At 34.5% G+C, this 21,298-nt stretch carries 16 protein-coding genes; 14 read left to right on the forward strand and 2 right to left on the reverse strand.

Features of this window, described 5'->3' with window-relative positions:
• Positions 1–663: 663 nt before the first annotated feature.
• A complete protein-coding gene (locus tag KHA98_RS00005) occupies positions 664–1,668 on the reverse strand; it encodes an LLM class flavin-dependent oxidoreductase (RefSeq protein WP_213254144.1) in 1,005 nt (334 codons plus the stop codon).
• Positions 1,669–1,842: 174 nt separating this feature from the next.
• On the opposite strand from KHA98_RS00005, the gene KHA98_RS00010 reads away from it, so the two are divergent.
• From KHA98_RS00010 to KHA98_RS00025, 4 genes are all read left to right on the forward strand, one after another.
• Positions 1,843–2,358 carry a DUF2975 domain-containing protein gene (locus KHA98_RS00010; protein WP_213254146.1) on the forward strand — a complete coding sequence of 172 codons (516 nt, stop codon included), beginning with the start codon at positions 1,843–1,845 and terminating at the stop codon, positions 2,356–2,358.
• A gap of 2 nt (positions 2,359–2,360) precedes the next feature.
• Positions 2,361–2,567: a helix-turn-helix domain-containing protein gene (locus tag KHA98_RS00015; protein WP_008466864.1), complete on the forward strand. Its 207-nt coding sequence runs from the start codon at positions 2,361–2,363 to the stop codon at positions 2,565–2,567.
• 114 nt (positions 2,568–2,681) lie between these two features.
• Positions 2,682–3,566, forward strand: coding sequence for an ABC transporter ATP-binding protein (locus KHA98_RS00020; protein ID WP_213254148.1), 885 nt, complete (start codon positions 2,682–2,684; stop codon positions 3,564–3,566).
• Positions 3,567–3,570: 4 nt separating this feature from the next.
• Entirely contained in the window at positions 3,571–7,104 is a 3,534-nt protein-coding gene (locus tag KHA98_RS00025) for an ABC transporter permease/M1 family aminopeptidase (protein WP_213254150.1), read from the forward strand.
• 89 nt (positions 7,105–7,193) lie between these two features.
• Here KHA98_RS00025 and KHA98_RS00030 read toward each other — a convergent pair whose 3' ends face one another.
• Entirely contained in the window at positions 7,194–8,405 is a 1,212-nt protein-coding gene (locus KHA98_RS00030) for a polysaccharide deacetylase family protein (protein WP_213254152.1), read from the reverse strand.
• A 166-nt stretch (positions 8,406–8,571) separates the two neighbouring features.
• Between KHA98_RS00030 and KHA98_RS00035 the strand changes: the two genes are divergently transcribed.
• The 10 genes from KHA98_RS00035 (at position 8,572) to KHA98_RS00080 (ending at position 21,216) form a co-directional block, all read left to right on the forward strand.
• Positions 8,572–9,915 carry a sigma-54-dependent transcriptional regulator gene (locus tag KHA98_RS00035; protein WP_213254154.1) on the forward strand — a complete coding sequence of 448 codons (1,344 nt, stop codon included), beginning with the start codon at positions 8,572–8,574 and terminating at the stop codon, positions 9,913–9,915.
• Between the two features lie 275 nt (positions 9,916–10,190).
• Positions 10,191–10,472, forward strand: a complete 282-nt coding sequence (locus KHA98_RS00040) for a DUF7674 family protein (protein ID WP_213254156.1) — start codon at positions 10,191–10,193, stop codon at positions 10,470–10,472.
• Positions 10,473–10,635: 163 nt separating this feature from the next.
• On the forward strand, positions 10,636–10,713 hold the full coding sequence (gene kdpF, locus KHA98_RS00045) for a K(+)-transporting ATPase subunit F (RefSeq protein WP_073418200.1): 78 nt from the start codon (positions 10,636–10,638) through the stop codon (positions 10,711–10,713).
• An 80-nt stretch (positions 10,714–10,793) separates the two neighbouring features.
• Positions 10,794–12,515, forward strand: coding sequence for a potassium-transporting ATPase subunit KdpA (gene kdpA / locus KHA98_RS00050; RefSeq protein WP_213254158.1), 1,722 nt, complete (start codon positions 10,794–10,796; stop codon positions 12,513–12,515).
• A gap of 203 nt (positions 12,516–12,718) precedes the next feature.
• Positions 12,719–14,776: a potassium-transporting ATPase subunit KdpB gene (gene kdpB / locus KHA98_RS00055; RefSeq protein ID WP_213254160.1), complete on the forward strand. Its 2,058-nt coding sequence runs from the start codon at positions 12,719–12,721 to the stop codon at positions 14,774–14,776.
• Positions 14,777–14,938: 162 nt separating this feature from the next.
• Complete coding sequence (locus tag KHA98_RS00060) at positions 14,939–15,490, forward strand: K(+)-transporting ATPase subunit C (protein ID WP_213254162.1); 552 nt, start codon at positions 14,939–14,941, stop codon at positions 15,488–15,490.
• Positions 15,491–15,911: 421 nt separating this feature from the next.
• Positions 15,912–16,988, forward strand: a complete 1,077-nt coding sequence (locus KHA98_RS00065; protein WP_213254164.1) for a porin — start codon at positions 15,912–15,914, stop codon at positions 16,986–16,988.
• Between the two features lie 148 nt (positions 16,989–17,136).
• Complete coding sequence (locus tag KHA98_RS00070; protein WP_213254166.1) at positions 17,137–18,258, forward strand: sensor protein KdpD; 1,122 nt, start codon at positions 17,137–17,139, stop codon at positions 18,256–18,258.
• 156 nt (positions 18,259–18,414) lie between these two features.
• Positions 18,415–20,130, forward strand: a complete 1,716-nt coding sequence (locus KHA98_RS00075) for a sensor histidine kinase (protein ID WP_213254168.1) — start codon at positions 18,415–18,417, stop codon at positions 20,128–20,130.
• A gap of 324 nt (positions 20,131–20,454) precedes the next feature.
• Positions 20,455–21,216 (forward strand): phosphatase PAP2 family protein, encoded by a 762-nt coding sequence (locus KHA98_RS00080; protein WP_213254170.1) that lies wholly within the window; start codon positions 20,455–20,457, stop codon positions 21,214–21,216.
• The last annotated feature ends 82 nt before the right edge of the window (positions 21,217–21,298 follow it).

Below are 21,298 nucleotides of genomic sequence, written 5' to 3' on the forward strand. Positions count from 1 at the left end.
AATTTCTTTTCTCTCAATTAGTCTTCTTGTCAGTATTTCTGTGAACGTCTGCGTTGTTGCGGGTGCAAAAGTACACAACAATTCCAGTTGAGCAAGCTTTTTAATCCCCTTTTTTTAATGTTTTTTTTGCCCTTTTTCTTAATACTCTGATAACACATACTTTACAGATCGTCTTTTTTTGATTCTGTGTACGATTTTTCTTGTTTTAGGTGTCGTTTTGATATTTTTTGCCCGTTTTTCGGGTGGTGTTTTATGCTTTTTCTCGCTTTGCTTCGCTTTTTTTAGCGTTTCTTATTAGCTCGAGGTGGATTTTTCTTCTGTTTTAATCTCGCAAAGGCGCTAAGTCGCTAAGTTTTCCCTTCTCTTTCTTCTGAAAACTCACTCCCTAGCCCCGATAGCAGCGAAATCCTTTTTGTTTTGGGGTTCAAAACAAAAAGATTGAAGCGAATAGCGGGATCTAGCTCCTTATTATTATCAATATTATTACAGATCTTTAAATCCATAAAGGCTTCGGCTTTCATCTGCCGGACATCTTACTCTTATATACTATATATGTATACATAAAAATAAACCCGACAGGTTTTGAAAACCTGTCGGGTTGGAAAATGTGTTTTTACTCTTATTATATTATGTGGTGGAGAAAAACTATACTATATATAAGTATCATTTATTTATAGCATCTATTACTTCTTTGGTAATTTGAATGCTTTTTAGTTTTGCCTGATGATCAAAGATTGGACTTGTAACCATAAGTTCATCTATTTGGGCGTAATCAATAAATTTCTTTAAGTCGGTTATTAATTGTTCTTTGTTTCCTGTAAAGGTTCCGGCTGTCATTTGATTGACATGAAAGCGTTCTTCTTCGCTCATAATATCATCTAAAGAAGGAACGGGTGGCTGCAATCCTTTGCGATCGTTTCTAATTAAGTTCAGAAACATTTGATATAAACTTGTAGAAAGTAATTCTGCTTCTTCATTTGTATCGGCTGCGATGATATTTACACACGACATTGTTTTAGGCTTGTCCAAAAACTCTGATGGCTGAAAATTTTCTCTGTAAAACTCGAATGCCTGAATCATTAAACGTGGAGCAAAATGTCCTGCAAAAGCATAAGGTAATCCATAAGCCCCAGCTAAAGCAGCACTTTCCATACTGGATCCTAAAATCCAGATTGGAACTTTCAGACCTTCAGCCGGAAATGCACGAACTTTTCCTGTGGCATTTTCAGCTGAAAAGTATTCCTGAAGCTTACTTACATTTTGCGGAAATCGCTGTGCCTGTTCGAAAAAGTCTTTACGAATGGCTTCCGCCGTTGGCTGGTCTGTACCAGGAGCGCGACCTAATCCTAAATCAATTCTATTTGGATAAAGCGTTTCCAGGGTTCCAAATTGTTCCGCCACTACTAAAGGAGAATGGTTCGGAAGCATTATTCCGCCAGAACCTACACGAATGTTTTTTGTATGACTTGCTACATAACCTATTAAAACAACTGTTGCTGTACTAGCAACATGCGCCATATTATGATGTTCTGCCAGCCAAAAGCGTTTGTATCCTAGATTATCTGCTAATTGCGCTATGTCTTTTGTTTTTTGAAATGTTTCTGTGGCATTGCTATCCTGAGTAATGATAGCGAGCTCTAATAAAGAGACTGAAATTGGGTTTTTCATATAAAATAATGCTAAGGTGTAAAATTAAGTCATTTATATGAATGCCTTTTGCTTTCTACTGTTAATAGAATTATAATATTCTTTAGTTATCTTAAATAATCATTTTTTAATAATTAATTATCGTTTTACAATAATTAATTATACATTTGCAATATCAATCTAACTTTTCAACCCATGAAGACCACGCATATTGTTTCGAAGATATTATTTTATTTTACCCGAATTCTATCCGCCATTTATTTTTTTCTGGCTACGTATTCTGTTTTTACCTTATTAACAGGTTTGTTTTTGACATTTAAAGACAATGGTAAATATTTTCAGATTTGTTATCCTTTTACAACGCATCCATTAATGCTTGGCGATTACAATCTGCCGTATATTCTTTTTGACTTTCTTGCTCCGTTGAGTCTTTATGGGCTTTTCTTTTTATTGAGTAGTAATGTGTTTAAAGTATTTTATCAGCCAAAATTATTTACCATAAACGGAATTTCACATTTAAGGCGTTTCTATTTATCCAATTTATTAATTCCAAGTGCGGTACTATTTGTGGCTTTCTTTTTTGTTCCGCTGGATAATGAAGTTTCCATTTTTATTTTATTGCACGGAATGCTTGGTGTTTTCGCGTACTTTTTAGCAGCCATTTTTAAACAAGGATTAAATCTTCAGAACGAACAAGACTTATTTATATAACTATGCCAATAATTGTAAATGTTGATGTAATGCTTGCCAAGCGCAAGATGCAGAGTAAAGAATTGGCAGAGAAATTAGATATAACGCCTGCTAATTTATCGATTCTAAAAACCGGAAAAGCAAAAGGTATCCGGTTTGACACGCTTGAAGCTATTTGCAAAATTCTGGATTGCCAGCCCGGCGATATTTTAGAATATGTAAGCGAGTAACTTCATTTAATCAAATTTTTTAAAACTAAAAATCGGCTTTTAAGGCCGAAAGGCATTCTATTGCCTAAAATTTTCAAATCATCATTTATATAATCATCAAAAATCAATCAAAAAATGAACAGTTTATCAATCAAAAATCTCAGCAAAACCTATGAGAACGGCACCAAAGCGATCGACCATTTATCGCTTGAAATTACAAACGGAATGTTTGGTTTACTGGGACCGAATGGCGCTGGAAAATCAACCTTAATGAGAACCATTGCCGCTTTGCAGGAACCAACTTCGGGAATTATCGAGTTTAACGGAATTAATATTCTCGAAAATCCAATGTTTATTAGGGAGAATCTTGGATATCTTCCTCAGGAATTTGGTGTTTATCCAAAAATTTCTGCTTATCGCTTATTGGATCATTTGGCAATTTTGAAAGGAATCATCAATAAAACAGAACGTCACGATCAGATTCTGTACTTATTGCAACAAACCAATTTAGTACAACACAAAGACAAAGCGGTTCATTCTTTTTCGGGTGGAATGCGTCAGCGTTTTGGAATTGCGCAGGCTTTGTTGGGAAATCCGAAGATTATTATTGTTGATGAACCGACTGCTGGACTTGATCCTGAAGAAAGAAACCGTTTCAATAATCTTTTAAGTGAAATTGGCGAAAGCATCATTGTGGTTTTATCAACGCATATCGTAGAAGATGTACGCGATCTGTGCACCAAAATGGCAATTATCGCAAATGGAAAATTGCTTTTGGAAGGAAATCCAAACGATGCAGTCAATTCTTTAAAAGATAAAATCTGGACAAAAGCAATTCATAAAACAGAATTGAAAACGCATCAGGAACATTTTAATATTATTTCTTCTCATTTAAATTCAGGGAAAATCAACATTCATGTTTTTGCTGATCAACAGCCTGATTCTGGATTTGAATTAACTTCTCCAGATTTGAGCGACGTTTACTTCAATATTTTATCTCAAAATCAACTTAAAAAATAACGTTATGCTTTCTAAATTTATTCAATTTGAATGGCATAACAACACCAGAAACTGGACCTTTTATGCTTCCTATATTATATATCTAATTCTTGGCTTTTTTGTGAGTGCTTTTGCGAACTTTTCGTTTTCGGGCGCTTATAAAAATAGTCCGTTTGTATTGACTTATGCCATTGGTTTACTATCGCTGATGACGATTTTCTCGGCCACGCTTCAAGCTGCACAAAGTTTTTTAAAGGAATACGAAACCAAATTTGATGCGATAATCTTCTCTACTCCTATTTCTAAATTTCATTTTTTAGGAAGTAAATTTATCACGGCTTTTGTAATTGCAGTTTCTTCGTTCGGAATGTTTATTATCGGAATGATTTTGGGACATCAGCTTTCATCGTTTCCAAAAGGTGAAATTGGTCCTTTTGAAATTCTAAACTACATTTGGCCGTATCTGGTAATTGTTATTCCCAATATTCTTTTGTGTCTTTCGATTCTTGCAACGCTGGCCTGGCTTACGCGAAGTAAACTTTTTATTTACGTTGGCGGATTATTCATTTACATATTATATATAGCGGGTTCGATTTTTTCTAATTCGCCGTTATTTGCAAATGCTTCTCCATCTTCCGCGAAAGCGATGTCTTTGGCTGCAAAAATAGATCCTTTTGGTTTGGCTGCTTTTTTGGAACAAACCAGATATTGGACTTCCATCCAAAAAAACACTCAACTGATTTCACTTTCTGGCAACTTTTTATTCAATCGGATTCTGTGGATTTTCATTTCTTTCCTTTTACTTTTTGTTTCGTATAAATTGTTTTCATTTCGAAAAACAAAAACTAAAAAGGTAAAGACGATAAAAACCGATACGAAAGAGATAAAAGTCTTTTCTGTTTCAATTCCGAAACAAGAATTTAAAACCTCAAAACATAATTGGGCAGTTTTTAAAAGCAATTTGAAAATGGATATTTATTTGGTTCTGAAAGGAATTCCGTTTTTACTGATTGCACTTTTATTTTCTGGATTATTAATGATTGAGATTTCGGATGAAATTGATGGCGGAATCCGTTTGGCTGAAAATATTACGAATACGGCTTTGATGATTTCAACCATTATGGATCGTATACCTTTTATTTTAATTCTCATTCTTCTTTTTTACAGCAGTGAATTATTAAATCGAAGTGAGAATTCGAAATTTGAAATGCTTGAAAATACCGCGCCTTATTCTCCATTTATAGTGTTGCTTTCCAAATTAACGGCACTTTATGTAATTCCGCTCATCTTAATTGGAATTAGTATTCTGATTGGAATTGGTTTTCAAATCATAAATGCAAAGGCTCCAATTGAAACTGGACTTTATCTTTCGATGTTTTATTATATCGGATTTCCATTATTTCTCATTTCGATTTTAGTGATTTCGATTCAGACTTTCATTAAAAACAGATATTTAGGATTGGCAATTTCTGCTTTTATCGTGCTTTTATTTTGTACGGGAATTGGAGAACAGTTAGGAATTTCTCATCCGTTATTTCGATTTGGAGATTCTTTTAAAAGAGAATATTTTGATTTGAATGGTTTTGGAAGTTATACTTTTCCGTTTCATATTTCGATGTTGTACAATTTTGGTTTGGCTTTGATTCTGCTTACTTTAACTGGAATTCTGTGGAAACGAAATGTTACGATTCTAAAAACCATTCGCAGAAATTCATTTAATGCTTTTCAAAAAACGACTTTTGCTTTTGGAAGTATTCTTTTCATTGGTTTTGGAAGTTATCTTTTTTATAAAACGAATATTGAATATCCATATTTGACGAAAGACGATCAGAACAATTGGAGCGAGCAGTACGAAAAGCAGTTTAAAAAATATACGAATCTGGCTCAGCCAACTATTTTTGCTGTAAAAAGTAAAGTCGATTTGTTTCCTGAAGAAAATCGTTATGAAGTGAAAGGCACTTATGAATTGGTCAATAATTCTGAAAAAGCAATTGATAGTTTACTCCTATATATAGATCGAAATTCGAAACTGACTTCTGTCGAAATTGAAAATGCCAAAAACCTCGATAATGTTGCCAAATTTCAACATTATTGGTACAGATTTAAAAAACCTTTAAGACCTCAACAAAAAATAAAAATGAGTTTTGCTTTTACCTCAACCTGGTCGCCATTTAAAGGTCATACTGCATTTAATTCGATTATTGAAAATGGTTCGTTTATGCGAATAAGCCGTTACTTTCCAACTTTTGGTTATCAGGATTCTAATGAAATCAGCAGTGAAAAAGAACGAACAAAAAGGCATTTAAAACCGCAGACACCTCTTAAAAAACTTGAAGATAAATCAGAATTCCAAAATGACTTTATTGATTATGATGTTGTGGTTTCGACTTCAAAAAATCAAACGGCAATTGGAGTTGGAGATTTAATTCAAAGTTGGAAAAAAGACAACCGCAATTATTTTCATTATAAATCTAATGGGAAGATTCCATTTCGATTTGCTTTTTCTTCGGCTGAATATCAAATTCAAAAAACAAATTATAAAGGAATTTCAATTGAAGTTTATTACGATAAGAGACATTCCAGAAATGTTTTCAAACTAATTAAAGATCTAAAAAACACTTTGGATTATTGCCAGAACAACTTTGGAAAATATCCGTACAAAACCATTCGATATGCCGAAGTTTCTGCTTTCGCTGATGGATTTGCGGCGACTTCCTATCCATCGACGGTTTTCATGAAAGAGAATTTCGGTTTTTACAGTACTCTTTCAAAAGACAAAGAAGATGTCATCAATCAATTAACGGCTCATGAATTGTCACATGAATGGTGGGGAAATGCGCAAATAAGTCCAGAACAAAAAGAAGGAAGCTGGATTTTGACTGAAACACTCGCGCAATACACCGAATTGATGTTGTATGAAAAAGAACATGGTTTAGAAAAAGCTTTAGAAACTTTAAAAATTCATCTCGATTTATATTTGAGCAGCCGAAGTTATGATCCCGAAACGCCATTGCATAAAACAAATTACGAAACGCCGTGTTTACCTTATGATAAAGGAATGCTGGTTATGCATCAATTAAGAATCTTAATTGGAGAAGAAAAAGTAAATCTGGCTTTGCAGAATTTTCTGAGTCATTATAAATATCCAAATGCAATTCCGGATTCGGAAGATTTATTGAAAGAGATTTATTTGGTTACAGATTCTAAGCTTTATCCAAAATTGGACGAAATGTTTAAAAAAATCATTACCTATTCTTCTAAAATTTCTGAAGTTGAAAGTTTGAAAAAGAACGGTTTTTATGAAATTTCTTTTAAAGCAGAATCTAAAAAATATCTCGAAAACGCGACAGGAGTTCGGAAACAAATTGCCAACGATGTAACAATCGATATTGGAATTTATGATGAAAACGGAAAGTTATTTCGTTATACTTTTCCAGTTAAAGACAATAAAATTGAAGGCAAAATTAAAATCAAAAACAAACCTCAACGAATTGTTATTGATCCTTATTTAATGAATATTGATACTTTTATAAAGGACAATGAAAAAGAGATTGATTAAGTTTTTTTTAGCCACAGATTAAAAGTTTTTTTTGCTTGCACTGAAATTAAAATCCAAATAATCCTTTAAATCTGTGGCTATATATTTTTTTATTTTAATTGAATAAAAATCTGTTTGTGAGTTGTTTTTCCGTCATCATTTATTTTCAAATCTTTATCGGATTCTATTTCAAATTTTGATACAGTTTTTATATTCAATGAAATATCTCGATTTCTAAACGTTTCCGGAATTTTCGGTAGCTGAATATTTACGATTACTTCCTTGTTTTTCTGCTGAAAATCAATTTTGATTCTGTCTCTTAACCAAACGTATTCGTAAACTTCCTGCCACGGCGCCATCCAGATTGAGTCATTTCCCTTTGATCCGTATTTATTGGCAAGTGTCGTCATGTAATATTTAAAATCAGGAAAACGCATGCTTAAATTCCACAGATTTGTATTTCCTGTTCCGTGTGTAAATTCATTAAACCAAACTGGTGTTGGCTGCTTTACTATAGAATCTATAGTTTTAAGATATTTATCCATGGTTTTAAAATCTGTGGTATCTTTCGAACTTTGCACAAAAGTTCGGGCAGAAATCATTTTATCTAAATCTACTTTTGAATCCACTTTAAAAACTGGACCGACACCATAATAAGATGCTACTGAAAAATGTCCGTTATTAAGCGCGTCTTTTTCGTATTCCAAATAATATTTCTCATCGCCTTCTCCGCCTGGAACTACAAAATGTGACATTTTGAAATCTAAATTTTGCTTTATTGAAGTTGTATTTTCGATTACTTCTGTCAAATAATTTGTTCCGTGTTTTGTGGCGTGATGAAAACCGTGGTTCAAAATATCCCAACCTCCATTGTACATTTCTTTTACTTCTGGCCATGAAAGATGTCCACGGTTTTCTGGAGAATCGTGAATCGCTGCTCCATTAATTGCTAATGCTAATTTAAACGGAATTTTATTTCCCATTCTGTCTGAATAGAAAAGACCTTCTGAAGTTGTTCCGTCTCCGCCTTGATCGATTTTCCATTCATTAATTGAAGAAGAACTAATTTTTCCGCCATTCAATAAAGGAAAAGCAGTTAAATAAGCCGAGCGATATCCATCGTCGAGCGTAAAACTATAGGCAAAATGTTTGTTGTATTTTAAAGGAGAAACGGCAATTTTTATTTTATCAGCCGATTCTAATTTTATTTTGAATGAAATGGTTTTCGTTTTTGAAGAATCTTGTTCAATAATTCCATTTGAAAAACCATTGAAACTGCCAAAAATTAGGACAGTTAGTATAAGAAGTATTTGTTTTGACATAAATTTTAGTGGTTCTTTTTCGTCTTAAAATTACATTTCTTTTCGAAACAAATATTTGAAAAGAGATTATGGTCTAAAATAATTTCTGTTGATTCAAAAAAATGAACTGATTTTAAAACTAAATTTGTACATCAAAATACCAAAATTGGTTTTAGCATATCTGCAAATGACACACAAAATTTTAATTATAGACGACGAAGAAAAGCTGAGAAGTCTATTGGTTCGCATTATTAAATCGGAAGGATTTGAAGTTTTTGAAGCGAAAGATTTAAAATCGGGTTTTAAAAAACTCGAGCAAACTGATATTGATGTTGTTTTGTGTGATGTAAAACTTCCTGACGGAAATGGCGTTGATTTTCTTCAAAATATAAAAGGAAATTTTCCTTTGACGGAAGTTATTCTTTTAACCGCTTTCGGAAATATTCCCGACGGCGTTCAGGCCATGAAAAATGGTGCTTTCGATTATATTGTAAAAGGCGATGATAACGACAAAATTATTCCGCTTCTTTATAAAGCAGTCGAAAAAGTACATTTACAGAAAAAAGTAAAACAGCTTGAAAAACGTATTGGCGATAAATATTCTTTCAGTACAATTATAGGAAAATCAAAAGGAATCGAACAGGTTATTGATCTGGCGCAAAAAGTGGCCAAAACTGATTCGACTGTATTACTTACCGGAGAAACCGGAACCGGAAAAGAGGTTTTTGCCCAGGCGATTCATGAAAACAGTAATCGCACAGGAAAATCTTTTGTGGCTTTAAACTGCAGCACTTTCAGCAAAGAAATTCTGGAAAGCGAACTTTTCGGTCATAAACAAGGAGCTTTTACAGGAGCTTTGAAAGATAAAAAAGGGTTTATTGAAGAAGCAAATGGTGGAACTTTGTTTCTGGATGAAATTGGAGAAATGCCAATTGATCTTCAGGCAAAATTATTACGCGTTTTAGAAACCAGCGAATATATTCCCGTGGGAGATACAACGACCAAAAAATCAAACTTCAGGCTAATTGCAGCCACAAATAGAGATTTAAAAGAAGAAAGTGAAGCACATCGTTTTCGTTCTGATTTGTATTTCCGTTTGAATATTTTTGAAATCAAATTACCTTCACTTCGTGAAAGAGTAAAAGATATTGCATTGCTGGCTAATTATTATGTGAAACAGTTTTCTGAAAAAACGAATAAAAAGACTTTACAAACCTCAACTGATTTTATTGAAAAACTAGAGAATTATTCCTGGCCGGGAAATATCCGCGAACTCAAAAATGTTATCGAGAGATCGGTTATTTTGAGCAATGGAGATATTTTGACTTCTGATGTTTTGCCTTATGAAATTCAGAATCAAACAGAAAAAAGCACCAAATCGATGTCGGCTTTTTCTATGCAAAGTATTGAGAAACTGCATATTCAAAAGGTTTTAAATTATACTAAAGGAAATAAGGCTGAAACGGCAAGATTATTGGAAATTGGAATTGCGACTTTGTATCGAAAGATTGAAGAATATGGGATTCAATAGAATAAATTCCAAATTTTTAAAATTCCAAATTCCAATACTTCACTTTTAAAATCATTTCATCGTTTACGTTCCTGCAAGGTTTTAAAAACCTTGCAGGAGACGAGTAAAAATAAACCTTATCGTTTTAATAAAAGCTTATCATTTTGATAGGCTTTTTTTATACCTGATTTTTGGCACAAAACAATATCCTCTTATTCTACAACACTTTACACATTGCACCACATTTTCGGAACATATTTTGGCATAAGGAGGAAGAACATTAAAATTTCATCCAAATGAAAAATCAAGTCACCTCAATCTACAAACAAGCTGAACGCTTTGCTGAGATCACAAAAAAATCAATTATATCTGGTAATATCGTTCGTGCTAAAAAGTGTTTAGCACTTGCTGAACGGTTGTTTATAACAGGAAGCATCGAAACTAAAAATGCTATTTCAAATGTGTACATTTTTTCAGTTTCTTCTTTTATGGAAATGCGTCACTGCAATATTTCTCATCTTTTTCCGCAATCGCTTAAAGCAGAGTATATCAAACAAGTTAATACTTCTGGCGTGTAATGTTTAATCGGTTAACTGTTTAATTGTTTAATCGTTGCGCACAATAATCTACAATCTTAAATCTAAAATTCCTCTTATGATCACTTTTCTTTTACTCGGACTAGCCGTTTTATTATTTGCTATATGTTTTCTTTCTGTCGAATTCTTTGAAAAAATCTAAATCATGACAGCACTCTTTATTGTTTCAATCGCCGTTTTCGTGTATTTGATTTATGTATTAATCAAACCTGAAAAATTTTAATAAGTGAAAAGTAAAATGTAAAAGTTAGAAATCTCTCCTTTTACTTTTTACGATTCACATTTCACAAAAAATAAAAAATTATGAATACAGAATTACTAGGTGTCATTGGTATTTTCCTCCTAACCATTGTTTTAGCCATTCCTTTAGGGAAATACATAGCTAGAGTTTTTTTAGGAGATAAAACGCTTCTTGACCCGATTTTCAATCCAATTGAAAAATTTATTTTTAAAATCAGCGGTATCAATCCAGCTGAAGAAATGAACTGGAAACAGCATTTAAAAGTGCTTTTAAGCATCAATATGGTTTGGTTCTTTCTCTGCTTTTTTGTTTTACTATTTCAGGCTTCGTTGCCACTAAACCCAGATAATAATCCATCAATGTCACCCGATTTGGCATTTAATACCGCCATTTCATTTGTTGTGAACTGCAACTTACAGCATTATTCTGGCGAAACTGGTGTTTCTTATCTGTCGCAAATGGTCTTAATGTTTTTACAATTCGTTTCGGCTGGTGTCGGAATCGCTGCTGCAGCAATGGTTTTTACCGCTATGCGAGAAAGAACCACAGACAAACTGGGGAATTTCTATAATTATTTTATCAAAAGCTGTACTCGTATATTATTACCGCTTTCTGTAATTGTTGCTACTTCTTTAGTTTTCAGCGGAACTCCAATGACTTTTAAAGGAAAAGATGCGATCACTACTTTACAAGGTGATCATGTAGAAGTTTCACGAGGACCAGCTGCTGCTTTTATCGCCATTAAACATATTGGTACAAATGGTGGTGGATTCTTCGGAGCTAACTCAGCTCATCCTTTAGAAAACCCAACTTATTTTACAAATGCTGTTGAACTTTGGGCGCAAATGATCGTTCCCTTTGCGATGATCTTCGCGCTTGGCTTCTTCCTTAATAAAAGAAAATTCTCTTATATTGTTTTTGGAGTCATGACCGTTGGATTTTTACTCTTAGTGATTCCAACAATGTCAGGCGAAATCAGCGGAAATCCTGCTATCGAAAAAATGGGAATTTCACAGTTAAATGGAGCAATGGAAGGAAAAGAAGTCCGTTTTGGCCCCGCTATTTCAGGTTTCTGGAGTATTGCGACAACGGTGATTTCTACAGGTTCTGTAAACAGTATGCATGATAGCTCGATGCCAATGTCTGGCGCCATGCAATTATTGGCCATGATGGTCAATGTTTTTTATGGCGGATGCGGCGTTGGTTACCTCAACTTCTACATTTTCATTATTCTGGCTGTATTTATTTCTGGTTTAATGGTTGGGCGAACACCTGAATTTTTCGGAAAGAAAATTGAAGCCCGAGAAGTCAAAATTGCTGCTTTTATTGCTATTCTTCATCCTTTACTGATTTTAGCAGGAACAGCTTTAGCTTCTTATTTTGCTGCACATGATACTGCAATGGGTTACTGGTTTAGCGGAAATGCAACGGGCTGGCTCAACAATCCTGGAAATCATGGATTCTCTGAAATGTTATATGAATATACTTCGAGTGCTGCCAATAACGGTTCTGGTTTTGAAGGTTTGGGAGATAATAATCCGTTTTGGAATATCACTACGGGAATTGTTTTACTGTTAAGCCGTTTCATTCCGATTATTGGGCCTTTGGCAATTGCAGGTTTATTAGCCAACAAAAAATACATTCCAGAAAGTGCAGGAACTTTAAAAACGGATACTACCATTTTCGGAATCATGATTTTTGCTGTAATCGCAATTATTGCAGCGCTATCTTTCTTTCCAGCGCTGGCATTAGGACCATTAGCAGAATATTTTACACTGAAATAATGCTCGATTTGAATATCCACAAAGTATTTAAAACATAGCCCATGGTTTCAACCATGGGGACAAAGATTAGGATAACGTCCTGACAATTTCATCGATTGTGATATACGTTGCGACCCAACGGTTGAAACCGTGAGCTATGTACTATCATCTGTGCGTTTGTTTCGCATAACATTTACAAATAACATTTAACTTTTTACAAGAAAATGACAACTAATAAATCCACATCATTGTTTGAAAGCAAACAGGTAAAAGAAGCTTTACTGCAGTCTTTTGTTAAGCTGAATCCAAAAATGATGATAAAAAATCCGGTAATGTTTACCGTAGAAATAGGAACTGCAATTATGTTTGCTGTTTGCGTTTCGATCTTAATGGGCGCGACCGATCAGGGCAGCTTTATTTACAATTTAATTGTTTTCCTAATCTTATTGGTAACGCTTTTGTTTGCCAATTTTGCCGAAGCTATTGCCGAAGCCAGAGGAAAAGCGCAAGCCGACAGTTTAAGAAAAACCCGTGAAGAAACTCCGGCAAGACAGATTCTGCCAAATGGAGAAATCAAAAATATCAGTTCTTCTCAATTAAAAAAAGACGATATTTTCATTTGTGAAGCGGGTGATTTAATTGCTGCCGACGGAGAAATTATTGAAGGTCTGGCAACAATCGACGAAAGTGCCATTACAGGTGAAAGCGCTCCAGTAATACGTGAATCGGGTGGAGATAAATCTTCTGTTACCGGAGGAACAAAAGTTTTATCGGATAAAATAAAAGTAAAAGTAACTTCTGAACCTGGTGAAAGCTTTTTGGACAAAATGATTGCTTTGGTTGAAGGTGCAAGCCGTCAGAAAACGCCAAACGAAATTGCGTTGACTATTTTGTTAGCCGCATTTACCTTAATCTTCGTGATTGTTTGCGTTACCTTAAAACCTTTTGCTGATTATGCCAACGCTCCTATTACGATTGCTGCTTTTATTGCATTGTTCGTTTGTTTAATCCCAACCACAATTGGAGGATTACTTTCTGCAATTGGAATTGCAGGAATGGACAGAGCTTTGCGCGCCAATGTAATTACCAAATCGGGTAAAGCGGTTGAAACTGCTGGAGATATTGACGTTTTGCTTTTGGATAAAACAGGAACAATCACCATCGGAAACAGAAAAGCAACTAATTTTTATCCAACAAAAGGAATTTCGTTTGATGATTTTGTGAAATCTGCTGTATTGAGTTCACTTGCCGATGATACTCCCGAAGGAAAAAGTATTTTGGAATTAAGCGAAATGATTGATGTAAAAAATGAAACGAAAGCCAGCTTTTTACAAACTACCTCTGACATTTCACATACAATAAAATTTACTGCTGAAACCAGAACTTCGGGTGTAATTTTGAAAGACGGAACCAACATTCGAAAAGGCGCTCAAGACGCTGCTAAAAAAATCGCAGAACAAGCTGGGAATGCTTTTCCTGAAGATACTTTACAACAGGTAATTACAATTTCTTCTAACGGAGGAACTCCTTTGGTCGTTATTAAAAACAACGAAGTTCAGGGTGTTATCGAATTGCAGGATATTATAAAAACCGGAATGAAAGAACGTTTTGAGCGCTTACGCAGAATGGGAATCAAAACGGTTATGGTTACGGGAGATAATCCGCTGACAGCTAAGTTTATTGCTGAGAAAGCCGGAGTTGATGATTTTATTGCTGAAGCGAAGCCTGAAGATAAAATGAATTACATCAGAAAAGAACAGGCTGAAGGTCGTCTGGTTGCGATGATGGGTGATGGAACAAATGATGCTCCTGCCCTTGCCCAAGCCAACGTAGGTGTTGCCATGAACAGCGGAACGCAGGCTGCTAAAGAAGCGGGAAACATGGTCGATCTTGATAATGACCCAACGAAACTAATCGAGATTGTCGAAATCGGAAAACAGCTTTTAATGACTCGAGGAACGTTAACTACTTTCTCAATTGCTAATGACGTTGCCAAATACTTTGCGATTGTTCCCGCTCTTTTTATTACTGCGATTCCGGCATTGCAAGGTTTGAATATTATGCATTTGCACAGTCCTGAAAGTGCAATTTTATCGGCTGTAATTTTCAATGCGATTATCATTCCGATCTTGATTCCACTTGCTTTGAGAGGTGTCGAATACCGTCCGATTGGTGCGAGCGCGATTTTAAAACGAAATCTTTTGATTTATGGTTTAGGAGGATTAATTGTTCCTTTCATCGGGATTAAGTTAATTGATTTAATCGTTACAATCTTTATGTAAGGTTCTGAGGTGCTAAGATTCTAAGGGACTAAGGTTTCCTTTAGAATCGTAAAAAACTAGAATCTATTAAAAACTCAAATAAAAATATTGGTTCTGAATTGCTAAGTTCAAAGAAAAAACCTTAGAACCTCAGCGTCTCAGAACCTTAGAACCTCAAAAAAAATGAAAACAATATTTTCACTATTAAAACTTACTGCGGTTACTTTAATCTTATTCGCAGTTATTTATCCTCTTGCGATTTACGGAATCGTACAAATTGCGCCGAATCAAGGAAAGGGAGAAACTATTTCGGTTAACGGAAAAGTAGTTGGTTATCAAAAAATCGGACAGAAGTTCGATAAATCGAATTATTTCTGGGGAAGACCTTCTGCTGTTGATTACAATGCTGCAGGAAGTGCAGGAAGCAATAAAGGTCCGAGCAATGCTGAGTATTTAGCTTTGGTTCAAAAGAGAATCGATACTTTCCTTGTTGTTCATCCCTACTTGAAAAAGGCTGAAATTCCAGCTGATATGGTGACAGCTTCAGGAAGCGGTTTAGATCCGAATATTTCTCCGCAAGGCGCTTTAGTTCAGGTTAAACGTGTTGCGAAAGAACGTCATTTAGCAGAAGCCAAAGTAAAAGCTTTGGTGGAATCTAAAATTAATACGGCTGTTGTTGGTCCTGAAACGGTGAATGTTTTGGAGTTGAATATGGCTTTGGATCAATTGAAATAAAGGTTCTGAGGTACTAAGTCGCTAAGATTCTAAGTCTCCTGCAAGGTTTTCAAAACCTTGTAGGTTTAGCGAAGTTATTCAGTCATTTTATGTCATTTCGACGAAGGAGAAATCACACTCGTAAATCGACAAAGATTGGCCATTAACTGTGCGGAGTTTCTAGTGCGATTTCTCCTTCGTCGAAATGACAAACTAAACGTAAAAACTAAGCTTTAAAAAATTAAATACCTACAAGATTTTAAAAACCTTGCAGGAAATGACACGCCTTTTTTACCCCAAATGCCCTAGCCCCGATAGTAGTGGAAATCCTTTTTTTGGCTCCTTTAGCCAGAAAAAGATTGAAACGGATAGCGGGATTAGCTCCTAAAAAATCTACTAAATAATTAATTAGCCCTTTTGGGTTTGAATACCACAATTAACAATGAAAAAAATTATACTTACTGCTTTAATCGCTTTTGGTTTTAGCAATTTAAATGCACAAGAAGAATCTAAAAGTCCGTTTACATTTTCGGGATATGTAGATGTTTATTATAGTTATGATTTTGGGAAGCCGGAAGATCATACGCGTCCCGGATTTTTTTATAATTATAACCGAAGCAATGAAGTGAACCTTAATTTGGGTTTGGCGAAAGTGAATTACTCAAAAGGAAATGTGCGAGGAAATTTTGCTTTGATGGCGGGAACTTATGCACAATATAATATGTCGGCTGAACAGGATTTACTTAAAAATATTTATGAAGCGAATGTTGGTGTGAAGATTTCTCAAAAGCATAATTTATGGATTGATGCGGGAATTATGCCAGCACACATTGGTTTTGAAAGTGCAATTGGAAAAGACTGCCCAACTTTAACCAGAAGTATTCTTGCTGAGAATTCGCCTTATTATGAAGCGGGTGTGAAAATTGGTTATACATCTGAGTCCGGCGAATGGTATTTGGCTGCGATGTATTTGAACGGCTGGCAGAGAATTCAGAAAATCGACGGAAATCAAACTCCGGCTTTTGGAACGCAGGTTACCTACAAACCTTCGGACAGAGTTATTTTGAACTGGAGTACCTATGTTGGAAATGAGCAACCAGATATTGATAAAAGATGGCGCTACTTCAACAACTTTTACGGACAATTTAAAGTAACCGATAAAACAAATGTAACGGCTGGTTTTGATGTTGGTTCACAACAATCGGCTAAAAACAGTAATAAATATGATACTTGGTTTTCGCCTGTTTTGATTCTGCAATACAAACCGACAGATAAGATTCAGCTGGCGGCACGAGGTGAATATTACAGTGATGAAAAAGGTGTAATTATCGCTACAGAAACGCCAAACGGATTTAAAACTTACGGATTTTCAGCTAACTTTGATTACTTAATTACTGACAATGTTATGTTTAGAATTGAAGCGAGAAACTTGTCCAGCAAGGATGAAATTTTTACCAAAAACAATCTGCCAACAGATACGAATACTTTTGTAACAACTGCTTTGGCGATTTCTTTCTAAACATTGAAATTATTTTACCATTAAGACATTAAGTAAATTAAGTTTTTGCGTCTAGTTTTAATCTAGAATAAAGAACATTAAGCTTAATGTTCTATACACAAAGAAAAGCTTAATTCACTTAATGTCTTAATGGTTAAAACCCAAAAAAATGGAAAACGAAAATAACGCACAGCATTTTCTGGATTTGATTCAGAAATCACGGAAAGGAAAATTTAAAATCTACATTGGAATGAGCGCTGGTGTGGGCAAAACTTTCCGTATGCTTCAGGAAGCGCATTCGTTATTGAAAAACGGAATCGATGTAAAAATTGGCTACATCGAAACGCATATGCGAAAGGAAACGCATGAGTTATTGTCTGGTCTGCCGATTATTCCGAGGCGGACTATTTTTTATAAAGGAAAAGAACTCGAAGAACTCGATGTTCAGGCGATCATCAACCTTAGACCAGAAGTGGTTATCGTTGATGAATTGGCGCATACAAACGTCGAGGGAAGCAAAAACGAAAAACGATGGCAGGATGTTCTGGAGATTCTGGAAGCTGGAATTAATGTGATTTCGGCCGTTAATATTCAGCATATTGAGAGCTTAAATTCAGCTGTGAAACGCATAACCGGAATTCACGTTCAGGAAAGAATTCCTGATAATGTTTTGCGTCTGGCTGATGAAGTAGTGAATATTGATTTGACTTCGGAAGATTTGATTGCCCGTTTAAAGGAAGGTAAAATTTATACGGCAGATAAAATTCAGACGGCTTTAACGAACTTTTTTAAGTCGGAACAAATTCTACAACTTCGTGAATTGGCTTTGAAAGAAGTCGCAAGCCAAGTGGTTCGAAAAGTAGAAAGTGAAGTTCCTAATCTACATGCTTTAAGGCACGAAAAATTGTTAGCTTGTATTAGCAGTAACGATAAAACCGCTAAAATTATAATTCGAAAAGCAGCTCGATTGGCCAGTTATTACAACGGAAGCTGGTATGTTTTGTATGTCGAAACTCCACAGGAAAGCAGTACACGAATTGCTCTTGATAAACAACGGCATTTAATTAATAACTTTAAACTCGCTGTTCAACTGGGCGCGGAAGTTATTAAAGTAGAAAATTCAAATATTGCCAATGCGATTTTGACAACTGTCGTGGAAAAACAGATTACAACTGTCTGCATCGGGAAACCGCATTTGAATTTATTTAAAGTAATTTTGTCTACAACAATTTTCAGGCGTCTGTTAAACAAACTGTCTTTATCAAATGTCGATCTTGTTATTTTGTCTTAATTTTTCACCATTAAGAGATTAAGAAAATTAAGATTTAGTGCTGAATATAATCAAAACCTTAAGACATTAAGTTTAATGATCTTCAACCAAAGAAAAGCTTAACTCACTTAATTCCTTAATGTTAAAATAAAAAAACTTGTTTTAAAAACAACTCTTATGAGAATTAAAACCAAATTGAATCTGGGTGTTGGATTGTTATTTTTAATGATCATCATTCTCTCGTTAGTGAGTGCTTATTCTGTTTTTTTGATTAAGCAGGACACCGAGAATATTCTAAAATCGAATTATAATACGCTGGAATATTCCAGAAATATGATTTTTGCTTTGGACGGAATGAAATCAAATTCTAAAGAAACAATTCAGAATTTTGAAGAGAATCTCGAAAAGCAAACTCAAAATATTACGGAACCAGGCGAAAAACAAGCGACCGAAAAACTGAAAGAAAGTTTTACTCTTTTAGCTAGAAATAGTGCTGATGAAGCTGTAAAAACGCAAATTCGTCAGGATATTTTTGCGATCATGAAACTGAATCTCGATGCCATAAAACAGAAAAGCGATATTGCAAAACATACTGCTGAAACGGCTAATCTTTCGATCGCTATCGTGGGAACTTTGTGCTTTTTAATTGCTTTTAATTTATTGGTTAATCTGCCTAATAATATTGCAAATCCGATTAAGGAATTAACGCTGAGTATTAAAGAAATTGCTAATAAAAATTATTCAGAACGTGTTCATTTTACGAGTCATAGCGAATTTGGAGATCTTGCCAAATCGTTTAATACCATGGCGCAAAAACTCGAAGAATATCACGACAGTAATGTTTATAAACTTCTTTTTGAGAAAAAACGACTCGAAACGCTGATCAATAATATGAATGATCCGATTATTGGTTTAGATAATGAAGGTTTTATTTTGTTTGCCAATGATGAAGCGTTGAAAATTATTGGTTTGAAATCGGAAGATATAATCGGGAAATCTGCGTCTGAATTGGCTGTTTCTAATGATTTAATTCGTTCTTTAATTCTGAAAGAAAGTGAAACTCCGAAAAAACAACCTCTCAAAATTTTTGCTCACGGAAAGGAAAGTTATTTCGAAAAAGAAATTCACAGTATCACGATAACGCCAACTGGAGAAGAAAAAGAAATTAATATTGGTGACGTTATTATTCTGCGAAATATTACGCTTTTTAAAGAACTGGATTTTGCTAAAACCAATTTTATTGCCACCGTTTCTCATGAATTAAAAACGCCGATTGCATCTATAAAGTTAAGTCTTCAATTGCTTGAAAATGCCAAAACGGGCGATATGAACGACGATCAGAAACAATTGGTGGAAAGCATTAAAGACGATAGTCAGCGTTTATTGAAAATCACAGGAGAATTACTGAATTTATCGCAGTTAGAAACCGGAAATATTCAGTTAAATATCGGAAAAAGCAATCCGCATGAAATTGTAAATTATGCTGTAGAAGCCGTAAAAGTTCAGGCCGATCAAAAGCAAATTCAATTGATTATTGATGCAAATGAAAATCTTAAAAATGTAAAAGCCGATGCCGAAAAAACAGGCTGGGTTTTGATTAATTATTTGTCGAATGCTATCAGATATTCTTCTGAAAAAAGTACGATTCTTATTAAATTAAAAGAAGAAAATAGTCAGATGGTTTTTCAGGTTATCGATACAGGAAAAGGAATTGAACCGAGATATAAAGACAAAGTTTTTGATAAATATTTTCAAATTCCGGGCAGTCAGAAATCCGGAACAGGATTGGGTTTAGCCATTAGTAAAGAATTTATTGAAGCTCAAAACGGAAATGTTGGCGTAGAAAGTAATTTAGGTTTAGGCAGTACTTTTTGGTTTACGTTGAAAGTTTAAATTTATTTTTTCTAACCCGTTGGATGTAATTAAAAAAAAACTTTTAACACATAGAAGCATAGCTTTTTTTGCCTATAAAAAGGCGTTTCACTTGCATTAACAAACATAGCTATGTGTTAGAAACTAGTTTCTTTTTAAAACCTTTTTAGCAATATTTATAATAATCTATGTTTCTATGTGTTCAAAATAATTACACCCAACATTTTTTTCTATTGAAATTTGTCATTGCCATTGCCTTGATTAATATTCGCTTAAGGTTCAATTAAGGCCAAAATACTTGGATCGAACATTCGTTAATTTTGTACTATATAACAACAACGAAAGATGTTTTACAAAACGATTTCTCTGGTATTTCTTTTCGGATTATTTTCTGCAAATGCACAGCAAAATGATTCTATTGTAAAAATTGACAGTACTTCCAATCCTTTAAAATTTAGCTACAAACAATTAATTATTCCAACAGTATTAATTGGTTATGGCGTAATTGGTTTAGAAAGTGATCAGCTTTTGAGTTTTAACTCGCAGATCAAAAAAGAAGTCACTGAAGATATTGATGAGAAAATCACAATTGATGACTTTTCTCAATATGCACCTGCAGCATCTGTTTATGCCTTGAATGCTTTTGGTATAAAAGGAAAAAATAATATGCGCGATCGTTCGGTTATATTTGTGACTTCGTATGTTATTATGGCTTCGACAGTTTTGGGTTTAAAATCGATTGTGCATGAAGAAAGACCTGACGGAAGTTCAAACAACTCCTTCCCTTCCGGACATACAGCAACTGCTTTTGCCGGAGCCGAATTTTTATATCAGGAATATAAAGACAAATCGATTTGGTACGGAATTGCAGGTTACGCTGTTGCAACCGGAACCGGACTTTTCAGAATTTACAACAATCGCCATTGGCTGACCGATGTTGCTGCCGGAGCGGGAATCGGAATTATGAGTACCAAAATTGCGTATTGGATTAATCCGTATATCACAAAAAAACTCTTCAAATCGTCTGCAGAAAATAAATCGACTTCTATGATTATGCCTTTTTATAATGGACAGCAATATGGTTTGGGGTTTGTGAAGGTTTTTTAATTTTTTTTAGCCACAGATTAAAAGGATTACAAAGATTTTTTTTTATGTCTTTTTCGCCACGAATTACACCAATTTTCGCGAA

The sequence above is a fragment of the Flavobacterium branchiicola genome (assembly GCF_018383905.1).
GTDB lineage: Bacteria > Bacteroidota > Bacteroidia > Flavobacteriales > Flavobacteriaceae > Flavobacterium > Flavobacterium branchiicola.

Bases quoted from the DNA above. Each gene is read 5' to 3' on its own strand.
- KHA98_RS00020 (WP_213254148.1), top strand. From the start codon at position 2,682: ATGAACAGTTTATCAATCAAAAATCTCAGCAAAACCTATGAGAACGGC.
- KHA98_RS00080 (WP_213254170.1), top strand. From the start codon at position 20,455: ATGTTTTACAAAACGATTTCTCTGGTATTTCTTTTCGGATTATTTTCT.
- kdpA (WP_213254158.1), top strand. From the start codon at position 10,794: ATGAATACAGAATTACTAGGTGTCATTGGTATTTTCCTCCTAACCATT.
- KHA98_RS00010 (WP_213254146.1), top strand. From the start codon at position 1,843: ATGAAGACCACGCATATTGTTTCGAAGATATTATTTTATTTTACCCGA.
- KHA98_RS00025 (WP_213254150.1), top strand. From the start codon at position 3,571: ATGCTTTCTAAATTTATTCAATTTGAATGGCATAACAACACCAGAAAC.
- KHA98_RS00030 (WP_213254152.1), bottom strand. From the start codon at position 8,405: ATGTCAAAACAAATACTTCTTATACTAACTGTCCTAATTTTTGGCAGT.
- KHA98_RS00070 (WP_213254166.1), top strand. From the start codon at position 17,137: ATGGAAAACGAAAATAACGCACAGCATTTTCTGGATTTGATTCAGAAA.
- KHA98_RS00035 (WP_213254154.1), top strand. From the start codon at position 8,572: ATGACACACAAAATTTTAATTATAGACGACGAAGAAAAGCTGAGAAGT.
- kdpF (WP_073418200.1), top strand. From the start codon at position 10,636: ATGACAGCACTCTTTATTGTTTCAATCGCCGTTTTCGTGTATTTGATT.
- KHA98_RS00005 (WP_213254144.1), bottom strand. From the start codon at position 1,668: ATGAAAAACCCAATTTCAGTCTCTTTATTAGAGCTCGCTATCATTACT.
- KHA98_RS00060 (WP_213254162.1), top strand. From the start codon at position 14,939: ATGAAAACAATATTTTCACTATTAAAACTTACTGCGGTTACTTTAATC.
- KHA98_RS00040 (WP_213254156.1), top strand. From the start codon at position 10,191: ATGAAAAATCAAGTCACCTCAATCTACAAACAAGCTGAACGCTTTGCT.
- KHA98_RS00015 (WP_008466864.1), top strand. From the start codon at position 2,361: ATGCCAATAATTGTAAATGTTGATGTAATGCTTGCCAAGCGCAAGATG.
- kdpB (WP_213254160.1), top strand. From the start codon at position 12,719: ATGACAACTAATAAATCCACATCATTGTTTGAAAGCAAACAGGTAAAA.
- KHA98_RS00075 (WP_213254168.1), top strand. From the start codon at position 18,415: ATGAGAATTAAAACCAAATTGAATCTGGGTGTTGGATTGTTATTTTTA.
- KHA98_RS00065 (WP_213254164.1), top strand. From the start codon at position 15,912: ATGAAAAAAATTATACTTACTGCTTTAATCGCTTTTGGTTTTAGCAAT.